Source organism: Thermococcus camini, from assembly GCF_904067545.1.
In the GTDB taxonomy this organism is placed as follows: Archaea; Methanobacteriota_B; Thermococci; order Thermococcales; family Thermococcaceae; genus Thermococcus; species Thermococcus camini.
In genome coordinates this window covers 351,395-367,644 of the sequence record NZ_LR881183.1, presented here as the reverse complement: position 1 = coordinate 367,644, position 16,250 = coordinate 351,395, and the positions used below count along the sequence as shown (strand labels likewise).

Genomic DNA, 16,250 nt, shown 5'->3' with positions numbered 1-16,250 from the left:
CATAAGGCTGGATTATTTTGGGCATTTGTGTTTATATCTCTTTCTGAAATTCGCCCAGTCCTTCCTCCTCGCGCAGCCGATAAAGTCCAAAAACGCTCAGGAGAAAGGTGGCGACCGCGAAAGCAAGGGGTACGTAGGTGTAAAAGTCCCACCCCCAGGTGAAGGAGGCGTTGTAGATGAGCCAGACGCCGAGGGTAATCGAGAAGAGAGCTAACGTCAGGAAAAGCTCCTTTTTCGAACCACCCCTAACCGCCAGTGCAAGAAACTGGAGCGTGAAGAGAACCATCACGACCACCGCGATGGCGTCCACAAGGCTCATAAAAATCACCAAAGGGGAAAAGGTCACTCGGCCTTAACGGCCTCAAGAACCTTCTCCCTTATCTCGGCGGCCTTCTTTATCGCGGTGTCAACCGCGTACATGACCTCCTCAAGCTTGAACGAACCGCCCTCACTCTTCTGGACGGAGGATATCATTCCGTTCTCGTCGGTGGTTATGATTATCCTGCCGTCCATGACGCGCTCCTCATCGAGGTTCGGGTCAACGAGGATGTTCGGACCGATCTTGGCCATGGTAACCGGTATCGGTATCCTCCTGACCGGGAGGGGCTCGTACTCGTCGAGAACCTCGACCTCGTCGGTCTCCTCGTTGTAGGCCACCCTTGGCATCCTGGTGCTGAGCAGGGCCGCTATCGCACCGATGCCACTCGCGTCGAGGAGGTTGCCGTCGTGGTCGAGGACGTGGACGTCTATGAAAACGACGCGGACGAGCTTGCCCGGAACTATGACGAGCTTCTCAAGCTCAACCGCCTGGCTCTCCCTTATACCCCTGTCAACCACACGGGCGAGTTCTATGGCGTTTTCGTCCGGCGGACCGGGCTCAAAGCTCGGGGAGGCAAGGGGAACGAGCTCCACGTTGGTCGTTATGACGCCCCTGTCCGGGAGGTCGGGGAAGGGCTCTCCCATGTCCACCTTAACACCCACGAGAACCTGGGTATTGCCGAGCCTGACCCACGCGGAGCCCTCGGCCTTCTCTATGACGTTGACCTTGATTTCGAGGTCCCTGTAGTCCTCGAGGCCGCGGCCGTCCACGCGCTTGCCTTCCTTGAGGAGCGCGAGGATGTGGTCGCGCATTATGCCCGCCATTATCTCCATCTCACTCACCTCCACCGACCTCCTCGGCTATTTTGAGATACTTGACCTTCAGCGCCTCGCGCTGCTTCTGGTAGACCGCCTTGGCACCCTTGATGGCGAGCCTCACCGCCTCGACAAACTCATCCTTCGTGAGGTACCCGTCCATCTGGAGCAGTGTTATGTCGTTCTTGAGCGGCATTATCGCCACCGGAACATCGGCCTCACCGTAGTTGTCCTCGTCCTTGTTGAGGTCGAGCACTATCTCGCCCTCTATCTTGCCAGCGGCACAGGCGGCGACGAGGTCCCGCATCGGCACACCCGCGTCGGCGAGGGCGAGTGAGGCCGCAGTTATTCCAGCGACGCGCGTTCCTGCATCAGCTTGCAGAACCTCTATGAAGACGTCTATGGCCGTTCTCGGGAACATCTCGAGGATTAAAGCAGGCTCAAGGGCGCCCCTTATGACCTTGCTTATCTCAACGCTTCTCCTGTCCGGGCCGGGCTTCTTCCTCTCCTCGACGCTGAATGGGGCCATGTTGTAGCGGACGCGCAAGATTGCTCTGTCCGGCCTCTGGAGGTGCTTGGGGTGTATCTCCCTCGGTCCGTAAACCGCGGCCAGGATCTTGTTCTTACCCCACTCAACGTAGGCGGAGCCATCAGCGTTCTTTAGAACACCAACTTCCATCTTAATGGGCCTCAGTTCGTACTTCTTTCTCCCATCTACTCTCTTTCCGTTCTCATCTATGAGCTTTAAATCCTCGGGCTTGCCCATCATTCTCCCTCACCCTTTCCAGCGGTTGGTTCCTCAATCTGCGGTATCTCCTCAATAACTCCCCGCTCCTTGAGCTCCTGGAGCCTGGTCATGAGAAGCTCCTTGACCCTGTCGGTCAGCCCCTGAGTGTGGCTCTCCCTGTTCACCTTGAGGATGGCATCGATGGCCAGCTTTTCGAGCTCTTCATTCTTTCCGCTGACCCACACCCAGCCATTCTGGCCGACGATTATCCTCGTGCCGGTCAGCTTCTTGATGAGGTTTATCATCGAACCGCCCTTGCCTATGAGCCTGGGCACCTTGGAGGGGGTTATCTCCACTATCTGCCCCCCGCGCAGGGGACCGCCCCTGAAGGGCATGCCCTTCGTGGTGAGGTCTATCTGGTTTATCTCGTTGTACGCCTTTATCCTGGCGTAGATTATGTCCCCTATGTCGAATATCCTGCGCAGGTCTGTCTTTGCGAGGTCGATGCGCTCCTCCGTGGCGTCCTGAACGCGGAGGCCCGCCTGGTACGGGGCGCCTATGTCAACCGTCCAGTTGGAGAACCTGACGTCCACTATCTTCCCTATGACGTTGTCGCCGACCTCGGGTATGTACGGCCCCTCGAGCGAGATAACACGTATAGTGTCGCCCCTTATCTCAACGAGCCCCACGACGGTGGAGTATATCCTGTTGCCTTCCCTGAAGGTCCCTCTTCCGTTCTTAAACGGCCCCTGGGCAAGTAAAGTGCCCGGGACCACAAGTTCCCTACTCTTTACAAAAATCCGCCTCATAGTCCCTTCCTCTCTATCAGTTTAGTTACCGCCTCGCCCCTCGTGAGGGCGTTAAGTTTCTCATAAAACTCCTCCTCAATTCCTCCCGGAATCTCGATGAGGAACATCCACGAGCCGTCGCTTCCCCACTCCTCGCGCTTTATCTTTCCGAACTTCCTGACCTCTCCGTAGGCCTTTCCGACGTAATCACCGGGCACCTTCACGGCGATGACCTTCATCTCCATCTTTATCGGGAGGAGCGGTCGTATAGCCTTGATGACTCCCGGAATCTGTGCCTCGGCGTCCTTGAACAGATCAACGTGGACCCCAGCTTCTTCCATCGCCCTTAGAATCCTGTCAACGGGGTGGGGAAAACCCGTCCTGGGGTCAACCGCGTGCCTGTGTATTACCGTCGCTATGTAGCGCCTCTTGTCCTCTATCATCTGCCGCCTCTGCTCCGCGGTGAGCTGGACGTCTCCCTTGCGGAGGATTACCTTGGCCACCTCGTAGGGGTCGCTGGTGCCGAATATCTTCTCCATCTCGTGCTCGCTGGCCTTGTCACCCTTGTGGGCGTCCTTGAAAACATAAGGGGTAGCGAGGACGTCCTCTATCTGGACGTCCCTGCCCTCCTTGAAGTCCCTCGCAAGGTACGGGTCAACGAGTATCTCAAACGTCTCGCCGTGCGTCTTCAGACGGGCGATAACGGCTTTATCCACGCTTATGGGCATCGCCCGTCACCTCAGTAGTTCTGGTCGAGTTCGGAGTAGTCCTCTTCCCTCTCCTCGACTTCCTCTTCCTTGACCTCTTCCAGTATCTCAGAGAGGTATCCCTCGACCTCCTCCCTGGAGAGCTTCTTCCAGCGCCTGTCCTCCATTGTTATGAAGGCCACCTCTATCGAATCAGCGCTCGGCTCCTCAAGGGTCTTTGCGAGGGCCATTATGGCCAGCTTTATCGCACCTTCCATGTCTATGTCGTCGGTGTAGTGCTCCTCGAAGATTGCCATGGCGGTGTTCCTTCCGCTGCCTATGGCAACTGCCTTCCACTCGAAGTAGGCCCCGCTGGGGTCGGTCTCGTAGAGCTCCGGTTTGTCGTTCACACCGGCCATAAGAAGGGCCGCACCGAAGGGCCTCACACCGCCGTACTGGGTGTGGGCCTGCTTGAGGTCGCATATCTTCTTCACCAGAACGGTGAGCGGAACGGGTTCGCCGTAGGTAAGCCTGTAAACCTGGGCCTCAAGCCTGGCCCTGTCAACGAGAACCCTTGCATCGGCGATTATTCCGCTCGGAGCGGCCGCAATGTGGTCGTCGATCTGAAAAATCTTTTCGTAGCTGCTCGGCTCGATGAGCTTGCTCGTTATCCTCTTCTCCACCGCGAGGACGACGCCGTTCTTCCACTTGACGCCGACGGCGGTGGCGCCCCTCTTCACTGCCTCCCGGGCATAGTTCACCTGGAAGAGCCTTCCATCAGGGCTGAAAACAGTAATGGCCCTGTCGTAGCCTGCCTGTGGTGGTACAAACGCCATTTTACATCACCTCTAACGAATTATCGTCACTCCTCTACACTCTTCCCGTAATTCTCGGGCGGTCTAATTAAGCTTTTCTATTCACCCTTCAGAGCCATGAGGGCCATCTTTCTAGCTATCCTGCGTGCAAACTCCAGCGGCAGAAACGCCACCAGGAAGACTATCACCGCCAGTATTAGCGAGTTCTGTCTGCCCAGCGGCTGCCATATCATCAGAAGGAACGCGATCAGCATGAGGCCGAGGCCGACGGCCAGGAACCTCTGGTAGCTTTTCTTCATAACATCCAAGGTATCGCCCACCGCACTCACCGAGGGCTTTTTATCGGGAACCCGTTTTAAGCCTTTGGTGGTGGCGATGGAATGCCCTTTCTGCAGCGCAAGGCCCGAGGCAATCCTTTACGAGGACGAGCTGATTAGAATACTCCTCGACTCATACCCGGCGAACCGGGGACACCTGCTGGTCGTCCCCAGGAGGCACGTCGAGAGCTGGGAAGAGCTGAGCGGGGAAGAAAAGGTCGCCCTGATAAGGGGCATGGAGCTGGCGATGGAGAAGCTGAGAGAAGCCTTCAAGCCGGACGGGTTCAACGTGGGGATGAACCTCGGAAGAGCGGCCGGCCAGACCGTTCCGCACATTCACCTCCAAGTGATTCCCCGCTGGGAAGGGGACTGCGCTCACCCGAGGGGCGGCGTCAGGAAGGCAGTCCTTGATTTGGAAGACGAGAACCTGAGCATGAGGGAGCGCTGGGTAAAGAACAGGCTGAGGGAGGAAGAGGTCGAGAGGCTGAGGGAGGCGTTTGGACAACACTTTGAGTGATAATTTGATTCGTTCCCGCAATGTTTTTATTCACAATTCTCCAATACCTAGAATGCAACGACCGTTAATGGTGATATGGATGAGGCGGCTGGTTGTAGTGGTTCTCGCCGTGTTGCTCGTACTGAGCGGCCTGCCACAGACAACCGGAGCAGTATCAGAGACCCAAAACGGGGGGGGCATTATTAACCCGTTCTTCGAGAGGTACCTTAACGCCCTCCAGAACGCCACCCCGGAGGAAAGAAGAGCAATACTGACGCTAATGGAAGCCCTTCTAAACGGCACGCTGAACGGGGAGATGGTAATCTCAGAGAACATGAGAATCAGAAATGCACACTGGAACGGAACTAACTTGATATTCCAGATCTGGTGGTACAACGGCACCGAGCCCACTATAATAAAAACTTACCTCTGGAGGAATCCAAGGAGAGCGCTGGAAGCCATTCAAAGGGAAAAAGAAAGCAGCACATATTCAGTCCAATCAACGGAGAGCATCAACAACGAGTTCAAGGTCGAACTCCTTTCAACCAGCTCAGCGGTTCAAATAATAGACGTTGATTATCTAACCAACGATGGAACCGGCGAGTACACCTACCTGTACAACCCCAGCTCTATATCTCAGAGCCTGGAAGGGTGGCACCTTCTCGATGATTATGCATACGGCAACCCAAGCTGCTGGATGAACAGCACTCCCAAAGAAGAGTGCACCGACGCTTTTGGCAGGGACCATTCAATAGAACTCAGCAGTTCCGCACCCCCGTACACCCCCATAAAAATTTTGATAGCCAGCTCCCCAGAAAGTGCGATACTAAACAACGATGGCGATGTCCTGTACCTTATAGACCGCTGGGGTAATGTGATTTCAAGATACCAGTACCAGGCATCACCGGAGATTGCCATTGAGGGGATCACAATACAACCAGATCCGCCGATAGACGGGGAATACATGTCGCTGACCTTGAAGCTGGACAACAGGGGTGCACTCGACGGGACCGGAACTATAGAGGTATACGTAGACGGTACGCTGGTAAAGACTGAAAGAGACGTGAGCGTGAGAAAATACAGTATAAGATACTACAACGTTTACGGGGCATGGACAGCAACTCCCGGAAACCACACGCTGGTAGTCAAGTTCGTCCCGGACTACAACGGAGAAACTGCCACCATTGGAAAGACATTCCACGTAGACGCTACTCCCCACCCATATATCAGTGAAGTAAGGTATAACACTCCGGTAATGGATTATCCCCTGAGGTTCAACATCACAGCCAAAAATCCAACAGATACAACTCAAGATATACAGCTCACGCTTTTGGTTGATGGGGCTAAAGTTGATGAGTTCAGTAGAGGATTCATCTACGCCCATAACCAGTATGACGGATTTTATCTAATCTGGAGCCGGCCAACTGCAGGCTATCACAACTTCACGATAATAATGACCGCTGAAGACGGCTCAACGAGCGAGTGGAGCAGAAAGATCTACGTGAGGCCCAACTCCCCACCGAGGATTGAGAGCGTTGAATTTCCAGGCCAGGTGTACGCCAACGACAACAACACCGGCCAGGTTTATGTTTACGACCCTGATGGGGATACTGTAAACGTGTGGGTAAACGTTGGCGGACGCTTCAGTTTTCTCGTTCCCCAGGTGCCCTCAGGAGAATCTGGAGGGTTCTATCTCGTCCTATACAGTTACACCAACTGTCGGGAGAACGTTACCGTCGAGTTCGCCCCCGTGGACAAGTACGGAAAGACTGGAGAAACCTACAGAATGAACGTCACAGTTATTGCAGACAGTGACAGGGATGGGTGGTGCAACGCGGAGGATATAGAGCCGTTTACAGATGCAACGGTAACTGTCTACATATTTAGGTACCGGGAACTCGATGCAGTTAGCGGAGACGTCAGCTTAAAAGCGTTTACACTTATAAACGGAAAATATCAAGAAGTATACAATTCACAACTTGCATATATGACCACAGACTACGAAAAGAGAACCCTCCTCAGAGAAAATATTTTCAGCAACATAGATGAGCAGGCAATAGCAAAGTTCACCTTTGACATCCCAGACAACGCAGAGACTGTAGATTTGTGGTTAAACCTGAACGATGGAGAAAACGTGCTGGACATCTCACCAACATCCTCTCCATTTGCCCATATAGTGTTTAACACTCTAACCGGAACCTGGAGCGGAGACGACTATCCCAACGATCATAAGGAATACTTCGGTTACGGCCATCTGAGTGGCTGTGGCGACGGTTCCTGTGGTGATATAAACCCAAGCACCGACATTGAGCCTTTCTCCAAGTACTATGATGAACTTGAGGCCCTTGGCTATGATTTAAGCGTCGTTAACATCACGAACGTTCAGGGCTGGGACGGGATAGAATCTTTAGAACTAAGGGATCACAAGAGCGGAATCCTTTATCGGTACACAAACCCTGAGGAAGCTGTACTCTTCACGCTCTCACTCCCCAACGGGACCCATAGGAAGGTTCTCATCATCAACAAACGAAACGCCAAAGTGAGGGCAATGAAACTAAACGAGGAAGTGAACGCAATGTCCACGGGAGGGGAAGGCAACGGCACCAATGTGAGCAATGTCACAACCAATGCAACAGCCAGAATCGGAAAGGGTGCCAGATACGAGGCGACGTTAATCTTCAGGAACGAAACTGAGAACGTTAAAACCCTCAGCACCGAGTCAGTTTCGAGTTCAGAAACCTCAACTGAGACGAGCTCGCTGACCTTTGACGCCGTTGCAACCTCAACGGACGTTGATGAGGACGATGCAGAAATATGGTTCCTCATCAAACTGAACGACGCCGACGGCGATGGGATACCATTCCACAGAGAGCTGGAGCTTAACAAAGAGCTTGGAACCAACAAGTTCTCACCAACGAGTGACGACACATACTATGACTACGATGGAGACGGTGTTCCAAACAGTGTTGAACTATTTATTGGAAAAGATCCGGCGAAGAGAGATATCCTCGGCATTGAACTGAACATATCAGTAGAATGGACGATGAGCGAAGAAGACAAGAAAAACCTGATTTACAGCATCAGAAGGGCAAGTGACTTCATCTACGACTACACGGACGGCTACGCAATGATTACACAAGTCAGGATCTGGGACAAGAAGAGAAACTGGGACGTAGCAGATGTGAGAGTACATGACACTACATGGCAAATTCCTCAAACATCAGGAGAACTCCTATATCCTGGATGGCCAAAAGCTGTAGTCGGAGGATACTGGATGAAAAGAGATCCTGGGGTATCTCCCCAAGAGAAAGCATTCATACATATAATGATGTCTGAGAAATTTTGGGGAGGAAACTTTTGGGGCTCAATAGGGGAAGAAGACTGGGGAGAAATGTTGGGGCACGAACTTGGCCATTATGTCTTCTGGTTGCGTGATGAATATCTAGACTGGCATGGGCACAAATATGGAGAATGGTATCCAGCAGTATTAACAGAATTCGTGGGGCCTGAAACTCCCGAAATATATTTAATCCTCACTGGAAAAATGCTTAGCTTACATACAGTAATGAACAAGCAGTGGGAATGGAGTGAACTTAGTACCCCAAGAGACTACAAGATGTTTAGAAACTGGACTTATCAGTTATGGCAAAAATACCAAAATGCCTGGATAAACATGGGATACACTACAGACACAGACATGCTCCCAGACCAATGGGGAGACCCGAACGATCCAGATAAGTGGCATTCTTCAGGATGGGAAACACTGTACAAAATTCTCACAAGCGAGAATCTGGAAATAAACGCATGCGTACCACTTGAGGATCCCAGCAAAGGGGCATATGCATGCAGACCACAGAATATAATTATGTCCAATGGAATCCAAATTGACTCTGTTGTTGATTTAGGTTTTGTTCCTAGAACTGGGCCTTATACAGGCGTTGGTTACCTCATGGAGGTGGTCTGGGGATGAGATCTCTTTTTGTTTTTCTCCTGATTTTGCTCCTTTCTTTTTTCGCATACAATGCCTACACTTACCATCAACTTTCCTCGGCAGAGGGTACTTATAAGTTAGCAGGAATTTCCAACAGTGAAAAGCTCATTGCCGTCTATCACGACAAGGATTGCTGGCAGTTCGCAACGTACAACCCTAAAACTCAGGAACTCAAAGTTTATTACATTAGTCAGAATTCTCCGCTATTTTTCAGAACCAGGAAAACAAAAACCGTGGAAACACAATTAAACTATTCTCCACTTACCCTTGACTTAAAACTCCTCGAAAAAGTGCCAGAAGGAACTCCATCACTACTCTTCGCCGGAAAATGGTATACAGAACAAAACCCACCAAACTTCCCAACGGTAGAGCAAATCCTTAAACAGTACGACAACAAAACAATCAGAAGGATTGCCATACTATACGCCAAAAAAGAACTTTGGATAAAAACCTATCTTCATGTGGATTCCCGCGCCTATGAAATCGGTACGGAAGATGTTTTAGTAATTCCCAGTCTAAGCAATAAACCTTCTTTTATACCTGTCATCGAAATACCTAATGGAGAACATACTTCAATCCTCGCCGTTTACTACTCAGACGTTACGATAACAGGGTCGGGCAAGACCTTTTATCATGGCTCGTTTAAGCTCAACGGGCAATTGATTGAAGCTATCCTCAACGTTTCCACTCATCATTTGACCAATAACACCAGTTTTGCCAAAATTGAGAGCTACTGCTTTTTCCCGAACGCAGGATTAAATTGGGTATCTGTTGAAAAATACTTCAAGGGAATTTCAATGAAAGAAAGGCTTCCAACTTGGCACCTCAATAGGAAAACAGAAGACACACCCCTAAAGTGCAACAAACAAGAAACTTAAAGTCCTGTTTGTTGGAGGTGGTCTGGGGATGAGGAAGACTGTCCTCATCATTATCATAGCTTTCCTCGTCTTCTCATCATGGGTAGTCTGGGAACGGCATGAGATTACCTCCTGCTTCAATACGCCCTCCTGTGTTCTAAACAATGCAGGGGCTACCGAAGGAATAATCCTCATGCAATATCAAGAGGACGAGTGGAGGCTGGCAGTATATCAGAACGGAAACCTAACACTTCACATTCTCAAACTGAAAGGAAACATAATTCCAGAGGTGGAACACCACGTCAGAAGCGTTAAAACGTACGCTGACTATTCACCCCTCTCATTTGAAGCAAAAAGTGTTGAGAACCTTGAGCGCGTTAAAGCAGGACTGATAGTAAAATCCAATGGCACGGTAAGGGTCTTTAAAGGAAACTCTCTTGAGGAACTGATGCAGAATTCTGTTCCCTGCCAGAGGTTCATAACCATCTGTCCAAAGTGCAGAGTCACCCTTGGAGAAAGCTGGGAACTCGTGAGACTGGGACACACTAACGTTACAGGGGGCTACCTAGTCTTTCCCTCAGAGGACAAGTGCCTCTTAGCTTTTATCCTCAAAATCATGCAGTATAACAGCACTCATGACATCCTAGAAATAGAATATCCCATCGGAATCGTCGGTGGTTATATTCCAAAGCTTGACCTTCCCCAGATTGGAAACACAAGCCTTCCAGCCAACGTTTCCCGGTACTTTGAGTCCGCGTGGGGTATCCTCGTAACGAAGAATGAAACCGTTCTCAACCCCGATCCTTGGAGCATCGCCGAGGAGCTAGGAGAATGCAGAACCGTGTACAAAATTACAATTCACAACAACGGAACGATAGAAAAAACAGAATACGGACTGCCCTGCTGGAGAAAATAAATTGAGATAGAGGAAAGGAAGTGAAAATGAAAGGAAGAACCATGGAGAGGTTCGATCCATCGGACGGGTTCTGGGTTGATGATCTAGCAATCTACGAGGGTCTCATTGAAAAGGACGCTTACGGCGACTACGACCGCGACGGTGTTCCGAACGCGGTTGAGCTGTTCATAGGGAAGAATCCCGCGCTGAGCGATGTTCTGGGTATTAAACCTACCGTGGCCGTTGGCTGGGATGCAAATCAAACCGAGCTCACCCAACTCTTATGGGGATTCCAGAAGGCAAGTCAGGTCATCTACGACTACACCGACGGGTACGCGATGATAACAGAGGTTAGCATAAAGAACAATGTGTCCGAGGAGAGCGAGGAATGGGAGGACTACATGATAAGGATGACGTTGAGGACTAACATAACACCAAAAACCATTCATGGTTTCTGGTACTGGAAGTGGGTAAAGAATCTCAATAGAAAGGAGGAGGGATACATTCTCTTCCCGTGGGACTGGTATGGTGGCCCGTTAAACAAGGGATGGTATGGAGGTATGGCACATGAGCTTGGCCACTTCGTCTTCGGCATAGGTGACGAGTACGGTGCGCCTTTCTTATGGGATCCAAATAACGATAATAAAATGGACGGGTTCACCTATGGGGCTCTAAAGGATCTTCTTTGGAGTAAATACGGCATAGAATTCGAGAAGATGAAGACGGTAATGGAAGCCGGTGACCTGTGGACGGAGATAAGCACACCAAAAGACTACGCAGTTTTCAAAGAACAGCTCGAAAACGTTTCCAGAGAACTCGAAGAAAAAACCGGATATGGACTGCTCGAACTGATAGTGATGTATGGTGGACCTAAATTTAACACACTTGACTCAATTATGCCCACTCACTGGCAGAGTGAATACTGGATCGATGGTGTTCCTCAAGTTCATGAATCTGCGTGGGAGGTTGTGTTTGCACTCCTTGCAAAAGGACACACTCTGGGGCATCATTATGTCTACGATATAGATGCGGGCTTATATTTGGACCTCAACTTTGATGGAAACGAAGACGCTCAATTCCCAGCCAACTACACAGCAAAAACAGGACCATACACGGGTGTTGGCTACTACATGATCGTCAACCGGGGGTGAGAAAATGAAGCGATTCCTCCCATTGCTTTTTGCCTTTTTAATGCTCATGCAACCAGCCGGGGCAATCAACGTGTGGGAGAAACTCGACCAAAACCAAACCTATCTGTTCATGTACATTAGGGGCGACTCATTTTTGAAAAGGGGAATCCCACCATGGGATCCCCTCAACGATTCAGAGATAGAGTACGCCGTGATTAATTTGCCCTACAACGAGACTCATTATAGGGAGTTTCACTACGAAGGGGGAAGATGGGTAGAAGACATCACGTACTTCGTCCCTAAAAGCCACTGGACACCAAAAGTACCGTTCAACCTTTCGGACTGGAATTTACCAGAAGTTATCAAGCAGTACCAGTGGGGGGTTGAGAACTACCTGCCAAATGTTACGGGAAAGTACTGGCCTAAAGGTTACTGGAACAGTACTATAACCAGATGGGAAGTCGAACTCAACGCGACCACATTCAAAGTAACCCTCTACGGCGGGCATTGTGGTGAGTGTGAACAGTACATTACCTTCCAATGCTGGAGAAATGGAACCAACGTAACTTGCCAGTGGGGGAAGCCGGTCTTCAGGTTCATAGCTCCTCCGTGGGCGCCAAAGAACACAACAACGAGCACGACAAGGGAAGAAAACACAATCTGCGGCCCTGTTTTGATAATTGTGCTGGCTCTTATTCCAGCGCTGGAAAGGAGAAAGAACAAATAACTATTGTGAGAGATGATAAGATGAAAACCAACCTACCAGTAGGCTATACTCCAAAGGTTGGCCCGTACACTGGAGTAGGCTACTATCTAAGGGTTAACTGGGGGTGATGCTGTGGGGGTTCGCTTTTCAATTTTTGTTTTTGCCCTGCTACTCTCAGTCCCATTAGTAAATGGTGTACGCGTGTGGGAAGGTTTGATCGATAAGCCCATTTACTACGTCAACATTGAAGGATACAGTCTTACTGGGGTTCCACCGTGGAATCCCTTCAATGACTCTTCCATAACCTGGATTAACATAGGCTACAAATACAACGAAACCCACACGTTCAACAAATATTACGAAGGAGGAAAATGGAAGGAAGGCTTCTTCCCCAAACACGGAAACCCAAAACCCTTCAACATAACAGACTGGAACCTCTCAAAGATCCTCAAAGAATACCAGTGGGGCGTTGTGAATTACCTGCCGAACGTTAGTGGAAAACACTGGCATAAGGGCTACTGGAACAGCACAATAACCAGGTGGGAAGTCACACTCTCAGCAAGCAAGTTCAAGGTTGTCCTTTATGGTGGGCATTGTGGCGAGTGCGAGCAGTACATTACCTTCGAATGCCGGAGAGAAGGGAACAATGTAACCTGCCAGTGGAGGAAGCCAGTTTTTAGGGTGATAACTCCCCCATGGGCGCCAAAAGACATAACAACAAGCACGACAAGGGAAGAAAACGCAATTTGCGGACCGGCAGTATTAATCGGGTTAATTTTAGTTCCCCTCATGATAAAACGGGTAAAGAGGTGAATCCATGATCGTCAGTATGTCCACAACCAAACACACCGCATACTGGCGTCGGGTACTATATGAGGTTCCTCATCAAAACGCCAGAAGAGGGGTGACATAGCATGAAAAGACCTGGCTTGGTGATTCTTTTCCTTTTACTCCTCACCCCCCAGGTTAGTGCGGTAAACGTCTGGGAACACATAAACACCAGCAGGGAAATGTATTCCGTGAGCGTGACCGCATTCACCAGTGGAAAGCCCCCTAAAGATCCCCTAAACCACTCAGCCATAACCGTGGTAGAAATCAGGTACGTCCTTGACGAAGAGCACGTGTTTTCTGTCTCGTATTCAGCATACGATGGCAAATGGGCTGAGGAAGTGAGTCCCCGATACCCACAGTACTGGGACAAAACTCCCTTCAACTTTTCAGTGTGGAACACAACCGAGGTACTAGCAGAGTACCAGTGGGGCCTGGAGAACTACCTCCCAAACATAACAGGGGAGGTCGTGGACGGCGTTGAATGGCCCGAAAAATACTGGGTGAGGAGAATATCCCGCTGGGAAGTCTGGATAAACGCGAGTAAGTTCCAAGTAACACTATACGGGGACTGCACAGAAATATGCGTTTACATAACCTTTCAATGCCGGAACCCAGAGAACATGACGTGCAACTGGAGCGAACCAATCGTCGAGACACACTCGATGATACCCCCAACGACAACAACCACCCCAAAACAAGAGGAGAAAACCTGCGGGCCGGGTTTGCTGATTGGATTGGTGTTAATTACCCTACTCACAAAACAGAAGAGGTAGTGAACCAATGGACCGACAACCCGCCACAATAGCCCCACTCAGGGATTCTACCTGGAGGTGAGGTCAGATTGAGGCGTCTCCTGATTTCTTTATTTCTTGGATTTCTCCTAATGTCTTCCACTAGCGTCATCACGGCACTCAGCCTCTGGGACGTCATAAACAAAAACGAAACCGTAATCGACGTTTTTATATTCGGCTCAGGCCCCAAAATGCCGTGTAATCCATTCAACGACTCTGAAATCTATGAAATCCAAGTCGTTTATCCATTCAACGACACCCACTACAAGATGGTCAGTTATCATTCAAACGGAAGCATTGAACAGGAATATATTCCAGCGTATCCGAGATACAATTTCACAATAGTCACCTGGGATCTCGATAAGGTAGTTGGATACTACCAGAATCATATTCAGCCCTCATCGTCCCCCTGCGTTGATCCCGAAAACATTACAAGGTGGGTAACCCTCATGGGAGGGCACTCCATCATTATAAGGATATACCCGACAAAATATGAAGGAATCTACGACGAAATCGTCTGCCTAACACCACAAAACCCATCATGCAGAGTCTCAGGATCCAAACCACCACAGAAACCGGAAACCTCAAGGACCGAAGACACAACCTCACACGGAAAAGAAACCTGCGGCCCAGGGTTGCTGATTGGGCTGGGGTTAGCCCCTCTGCTGATAAAACGGGTGAAGAGGTAGTGAACCAATGAACCGGCAACCTCCACCACCCAGAATCCAGCCCAAACGGGCGTTGGATCCTTCATGAAACTCTTTGTAATCTCTTCACTGCTCCTTTTCATGATTTTTGCACCAGCCAGCCCCGCAACGGCCCTTGGCCTCTGGGACATGGTGAAGGAGAACCAGAGCGTTTATTTGGTCTCAATCGAAGGCAAGGGACCACTCCCGCCCTGGAACCCCTTCGAAAGCCCCGGGATAGAGGAGATATACATAACTTATCCATACAACGAGACCCACGAGAGGGTAGTGTACTGCTACAACGATGGCATAATTCACGAAAAGATACTCCCAAAGTGCCCGAAGTGCAACCAAACGCTCTTTAACATAACCGCATGGAACACCACTAAAGTCCTAGAAGAATACCAGTGGGGCTTGGAAAACTACCTGCCCACCCTGCCCAACAACTGGAGCAACCACATTACAGACTGGGTTCTCTTAATGGACGAATCGTCGGTTGTGATCCGCCTGTACCAGGATTACATCAGCACAAGCGCGTACGTACTATTCGAGTGCCACAACCCCTCAAACGTAACCTGCGAGTGGAATCCACCAAAACTGAAAATCCCTCCACCCTACCCAACGGCCACCACCTCCACAACAAACCCAAGACAGGAAGACAAGAAAACCTGCGGTCCAGCTTTGTTAGTTGGATTAACATTGGCCCCATTAACCCTGAGATGGAAGAGGCGCGGTATGTGAAAAGTGAACCACCTATTCTCCAATTTTTTCGACAGGGTACTTCTCCCCGTTCTTCCTCAGCTTCCTCTCAACAGCTTCGCCGAGGTCTATGCCGAGCTCATGGGCGAGTAGTGTGAGGTAGATAATGACATCGGCAATCTCGTCCGCTATGGCTTCCTTCTTGGCCGGGTCTTTGATGGCTTTGAGTATCTCCCAATCACTTTCCCACTGGAAGTGCTCAAGGAGTTCCCCCAGCTCGACAGCGGCAGAGATGGCAAGGTTTTTGGGCTTGTGGTACTCAGCCCAGCCACGTGCATCGCGGAATGCCACAAGCTTCTCCTCAAGCTCCCGGAAGTCCATGCCACCACCCCGGCTTAGAAGGCGTGCGCATCGGCTTTCCTAAGAAGTTCCAGGAGCTTTAAAAACTCCTCAAGCTCCTCCCCCGAGAAGTGCCCCTCGACTTCGCTCTCGGGGTCGAGCTTGGCGAGCATCTCTCTCGCCTTCATCAGGTCATCCAAATCCTCCTGGAGCTCAAGGGCACGCTGGGTGAACTCGTAGCTCGTGTGCGGGCTCTCAAAGGCCCTGTTTTGATTGGCGATTATCGCTATCTTCAGGTTGGCTATGGTCTCATCGACTATCTCAATAAGCTCTCTGACCTTCATAATCACCACGTTATAATC

19 protein-coding genes are annotated in these 16,250 nt (G+C 50.4%); 10 read left to right on the top strand and 9 right to left on the bottom strand.

Going from position 1 to position 16,250, the window contains the following annotated elements; genetic code table 11:
* Positions 1 to 31 precede the first annotated feature (31 nt).
* From TIRI35C_RS01850 to TIRI35C_RS01820, 7 genes are all read right to left on the bottom strand, one after another.
* Positions 32 to 319, bottom strand: coding sequence for a hypothetical protein (locus TIRI35C_RS01850; RefSeq protein WP_188201532.1), 288 nt, complete (start codon positions 317 to 319; stop codon positions 32 to 34).
* Between the two features lie 23 nt (positions 320 to 342).
* Positions 343 to 1,152, bottom strand: a complete 810-nt coding sequence (gene rrp42, locus TIRI35C_RS01845) for an exosome complex protein Rrp42 (RefSeq protein WP_188201531.1) — start codon at positions 1,150 to 1,152, stop codon at positions 343 to 345.
* Between the two features lies 1 nt (position 1,153).
* A complete protein-coding gene (gene rrp41 / locus TIRI35C_RS01840; protein WP_188201530.1) occupies positions 1,154 to 1,903 on the bottom strand; it encodes an exosome complex exonuclease Rrp41 in 750 nt (249 codons plus the stop codon).
* Positions 1,900 to 2,670: an exosome complex RNA-binding protein Rrp4 gene (gene rrp4 / locus TIRI35C_RS01835; protein WP_148882810.1), complete on the bottom strand. Its 771-nt coding sequence runs from the start codon at positions 2,668 to 2,670 to the stop codon at positions 1,900 to 1,902. The genes rrp41 and rrp4 overlap by 4 nt, the downstream gene beginning before the upstream one ends.
* Positions 2,667 to 3,377, bottom strand: coding sequence for a ribosome assembly factor SBDS (locus TIRI35C_RS01830; RefSeq protein WP_188201529.1), 711 nt, complete (start codon positions 3,375 to 3,377; stop codon positions 2,667 to 2,669). The genes rrp4 and TIRI35C_RS01830 overlap by 4 nt, the downstream gene beginning before the upstream one ends.
* Before the next feature lie 11 nt (positions 3,378 to 3,388).
* Entirely contained in the window at positions 3,389 to 4,171 is a 783-nt protein-coding gene (gene psmA, locus TIRI35C_RS01825; protein WP_188201528.1) for an archaeal proteasome endopeptidase complex subunit alpha, read from the bottom strand.
* A gap of 77 nt (positions 4,172 to 4,248) precedes the next feature.
* Positions 4,249 to 4,479, bottom strand: a complete 231-nt coding sequence (locus TIRI35C_RS01820; protein ID WP_246454654.1) for a hypothetical protein — start codon at positions 4,477 to 4,479, stop codon at positions 4,249 to 4,251.
* A gap of 46 nt (positions 4,480 to 4,525) precedes the next feature.
* Here TIRI35C_RS01820 and TIRI35C_RS01815 point away from each other — a divergent pair, with 46 nt between their 5' ends.
* The 10 genes from TIRI35C_RS01815 to TIRI35C_RS01770 all read left to right on the top strand — a co-directional run bounded on the left by TIRI35C_RS01815 (position 4,526) and on the right by TIRI35C_RS01770 (position 15,591).
* Positions 4,526 to 4,984, top strand: a complete 459-nt coding sequence (locus TIRI35C_RS01815; protein WP_188202945.1) for an HIT family protein — start codon at positions 4,526 to 4,528, stop codon at positions 4,982 to 4,984.
* A gap of 79 nt (positions 4,985 to 5,063) precedes the next feature.
* Positions 5,064 to 8,933, top strand: a complete 3,870-nt coding sequence (locus TIRI35C_RS01810) for a hypothetical protein (RefSeq protein WP_188201527.1) — start codon at positions 5,064 to 5,066, stop codon at positions 8,931 to 8,933.
* Positions 8,930 to 9,832, top strand: coding sequence for a hypothetical protein (locus TIRI35C_RS01805; RefSeq protein WP_188201526.1), 903 nt, complete (start codon positions 8,930 to 8,932; stop codon positions 9,830 to 9,832). Before TIRI35C_RS01810 ends, TIRI35C_RS01805 begins: the two co-directional genes overlap by 4 nt.
* Before the next feature lie 28 nt (positions 9,833 to 9,860).
* Positions 9,861 to 10,727 carry a hypothetical protein gene (locus tag TIRI35C_RS01800; RefSeq protein WP_246454652.1) on the top strand — a complete coding sequence of 289 codons (867 nt, stop codon included), beginning with the start codon at positions 9,861 to 9,863 and terminating at the stop codon, positions 10,725 to 10,727.
* A 41-nt stretch (positions 10,728 to 10,768) separates the two neighbouring features.
* Complete coding sequence (locus TIRI35C_RS01795; protein ID WP_188201525.1) at positions 10,769 to 11,857, top strand: hypothetical protein; 1,089 nt, start codon at positions 10,769 to 10,771, stop codon at positions 11,855 to 11,857.
* Positions 11,858 to 11,861: 4 nt separating this feature from the next.
* On the top strand, positions 11,862 to 12,563 hold the full coding sequence (locus tag TIRI35C_RS01790) for a CGP-CTERM sorting domain-containing protein (RefSeq protein ID WP_188201524.1): 702 nt from the start codon (positions 11,862 to 11,864) through the stop codon (positions 12,561 to 12,563).
* 111 nt (positions 12,564 to 12,674) lie between these two features.
* On the top strand, positions 12,675 to 13,355 hold the full coding sequence (locus TIRI35C_RS01785) for a CGP-CTERM sorting domain-containing protein (RefSeq protein WP_188201523.1): 681 nt from the start codon (positions 12,675 to 12,677) through the stop codon (positions 13,353 to 13,355).
* A 101-nt stretch (positions 13,356 to 13,456) separates the two neighbouring features.
* Positions 13,457 to 14,146, top strand: coding sequence for a CGP-CTERM sorting domain-containing protein (locus TIRI35C_RS01780; protein ID WP_188201522.1), 690 nt, complete (start codon positions 13,457 to 13,459; stop codon positions 14,144 to 14,146).
* A gap of 68 nt (positions 14,147 to 14,214) precedes the next feature.
* Positions 14,215 to 14,853: a hypothetical protein gene (locus TIRI35C_RS01775; protein ID WP_188201521.1), complete on the top strand. Its 639-nt coding sequence runs from the start codon at positions 14,215 to 14,217 to the stop codon at positions 14,851 to 14,853.
* Between the two features lie 99 nt (positions 14,854 to 14,952).
* Positions 14,953 to 15,591: a CGP-CTERM sorting domain-containing protein gene (locus TIRI35C_RS01770; RefSeq protein WP_188201520.1), complete on the top strand. Its 639-nt coding sequence runs from the start codon at positions 14,953 to 14,955 to the stop codon at positions 15,589 to 15,591.
* Positions 15,592 to 15,603: 12 nt separating this feature from the next.
* On the opposite strand, the gene TIRI35C_RS01765 is transcribed toward TIRI35C_RS01770, so the two are convergent.
* Together TIRI35C_RS01765 and TIRI35C_RS01760 are read right to left on the bottom strand one after the other, a co-directional pair.
* Entirely contained in the window at positions 15,604 to 15,930 is a 327-nt protein-coding gene (locus TIRI35C_RS01765; protein ID WP_188201519.1) for a nucleotide pyrophosphohydrolase, read from the bottom strand.
* A 14-nt stretch (positions 15,931 to 15,944) separates the two neighbouring features.
* Positions 15,945 to 16,232: a hypothetical protein gene (locus tag TIRI35C_RS01760; RefSeq protein ID WP_188202943.1), complete on the bottom strand. Its 288-nt coding sequence runs from the start codon at positions 16,230 to 16,232 to the stop codon at positions 15,945 to 15,947.
* Positions 16,233 to 16,250: the final 18 nt, after the last annotated feature.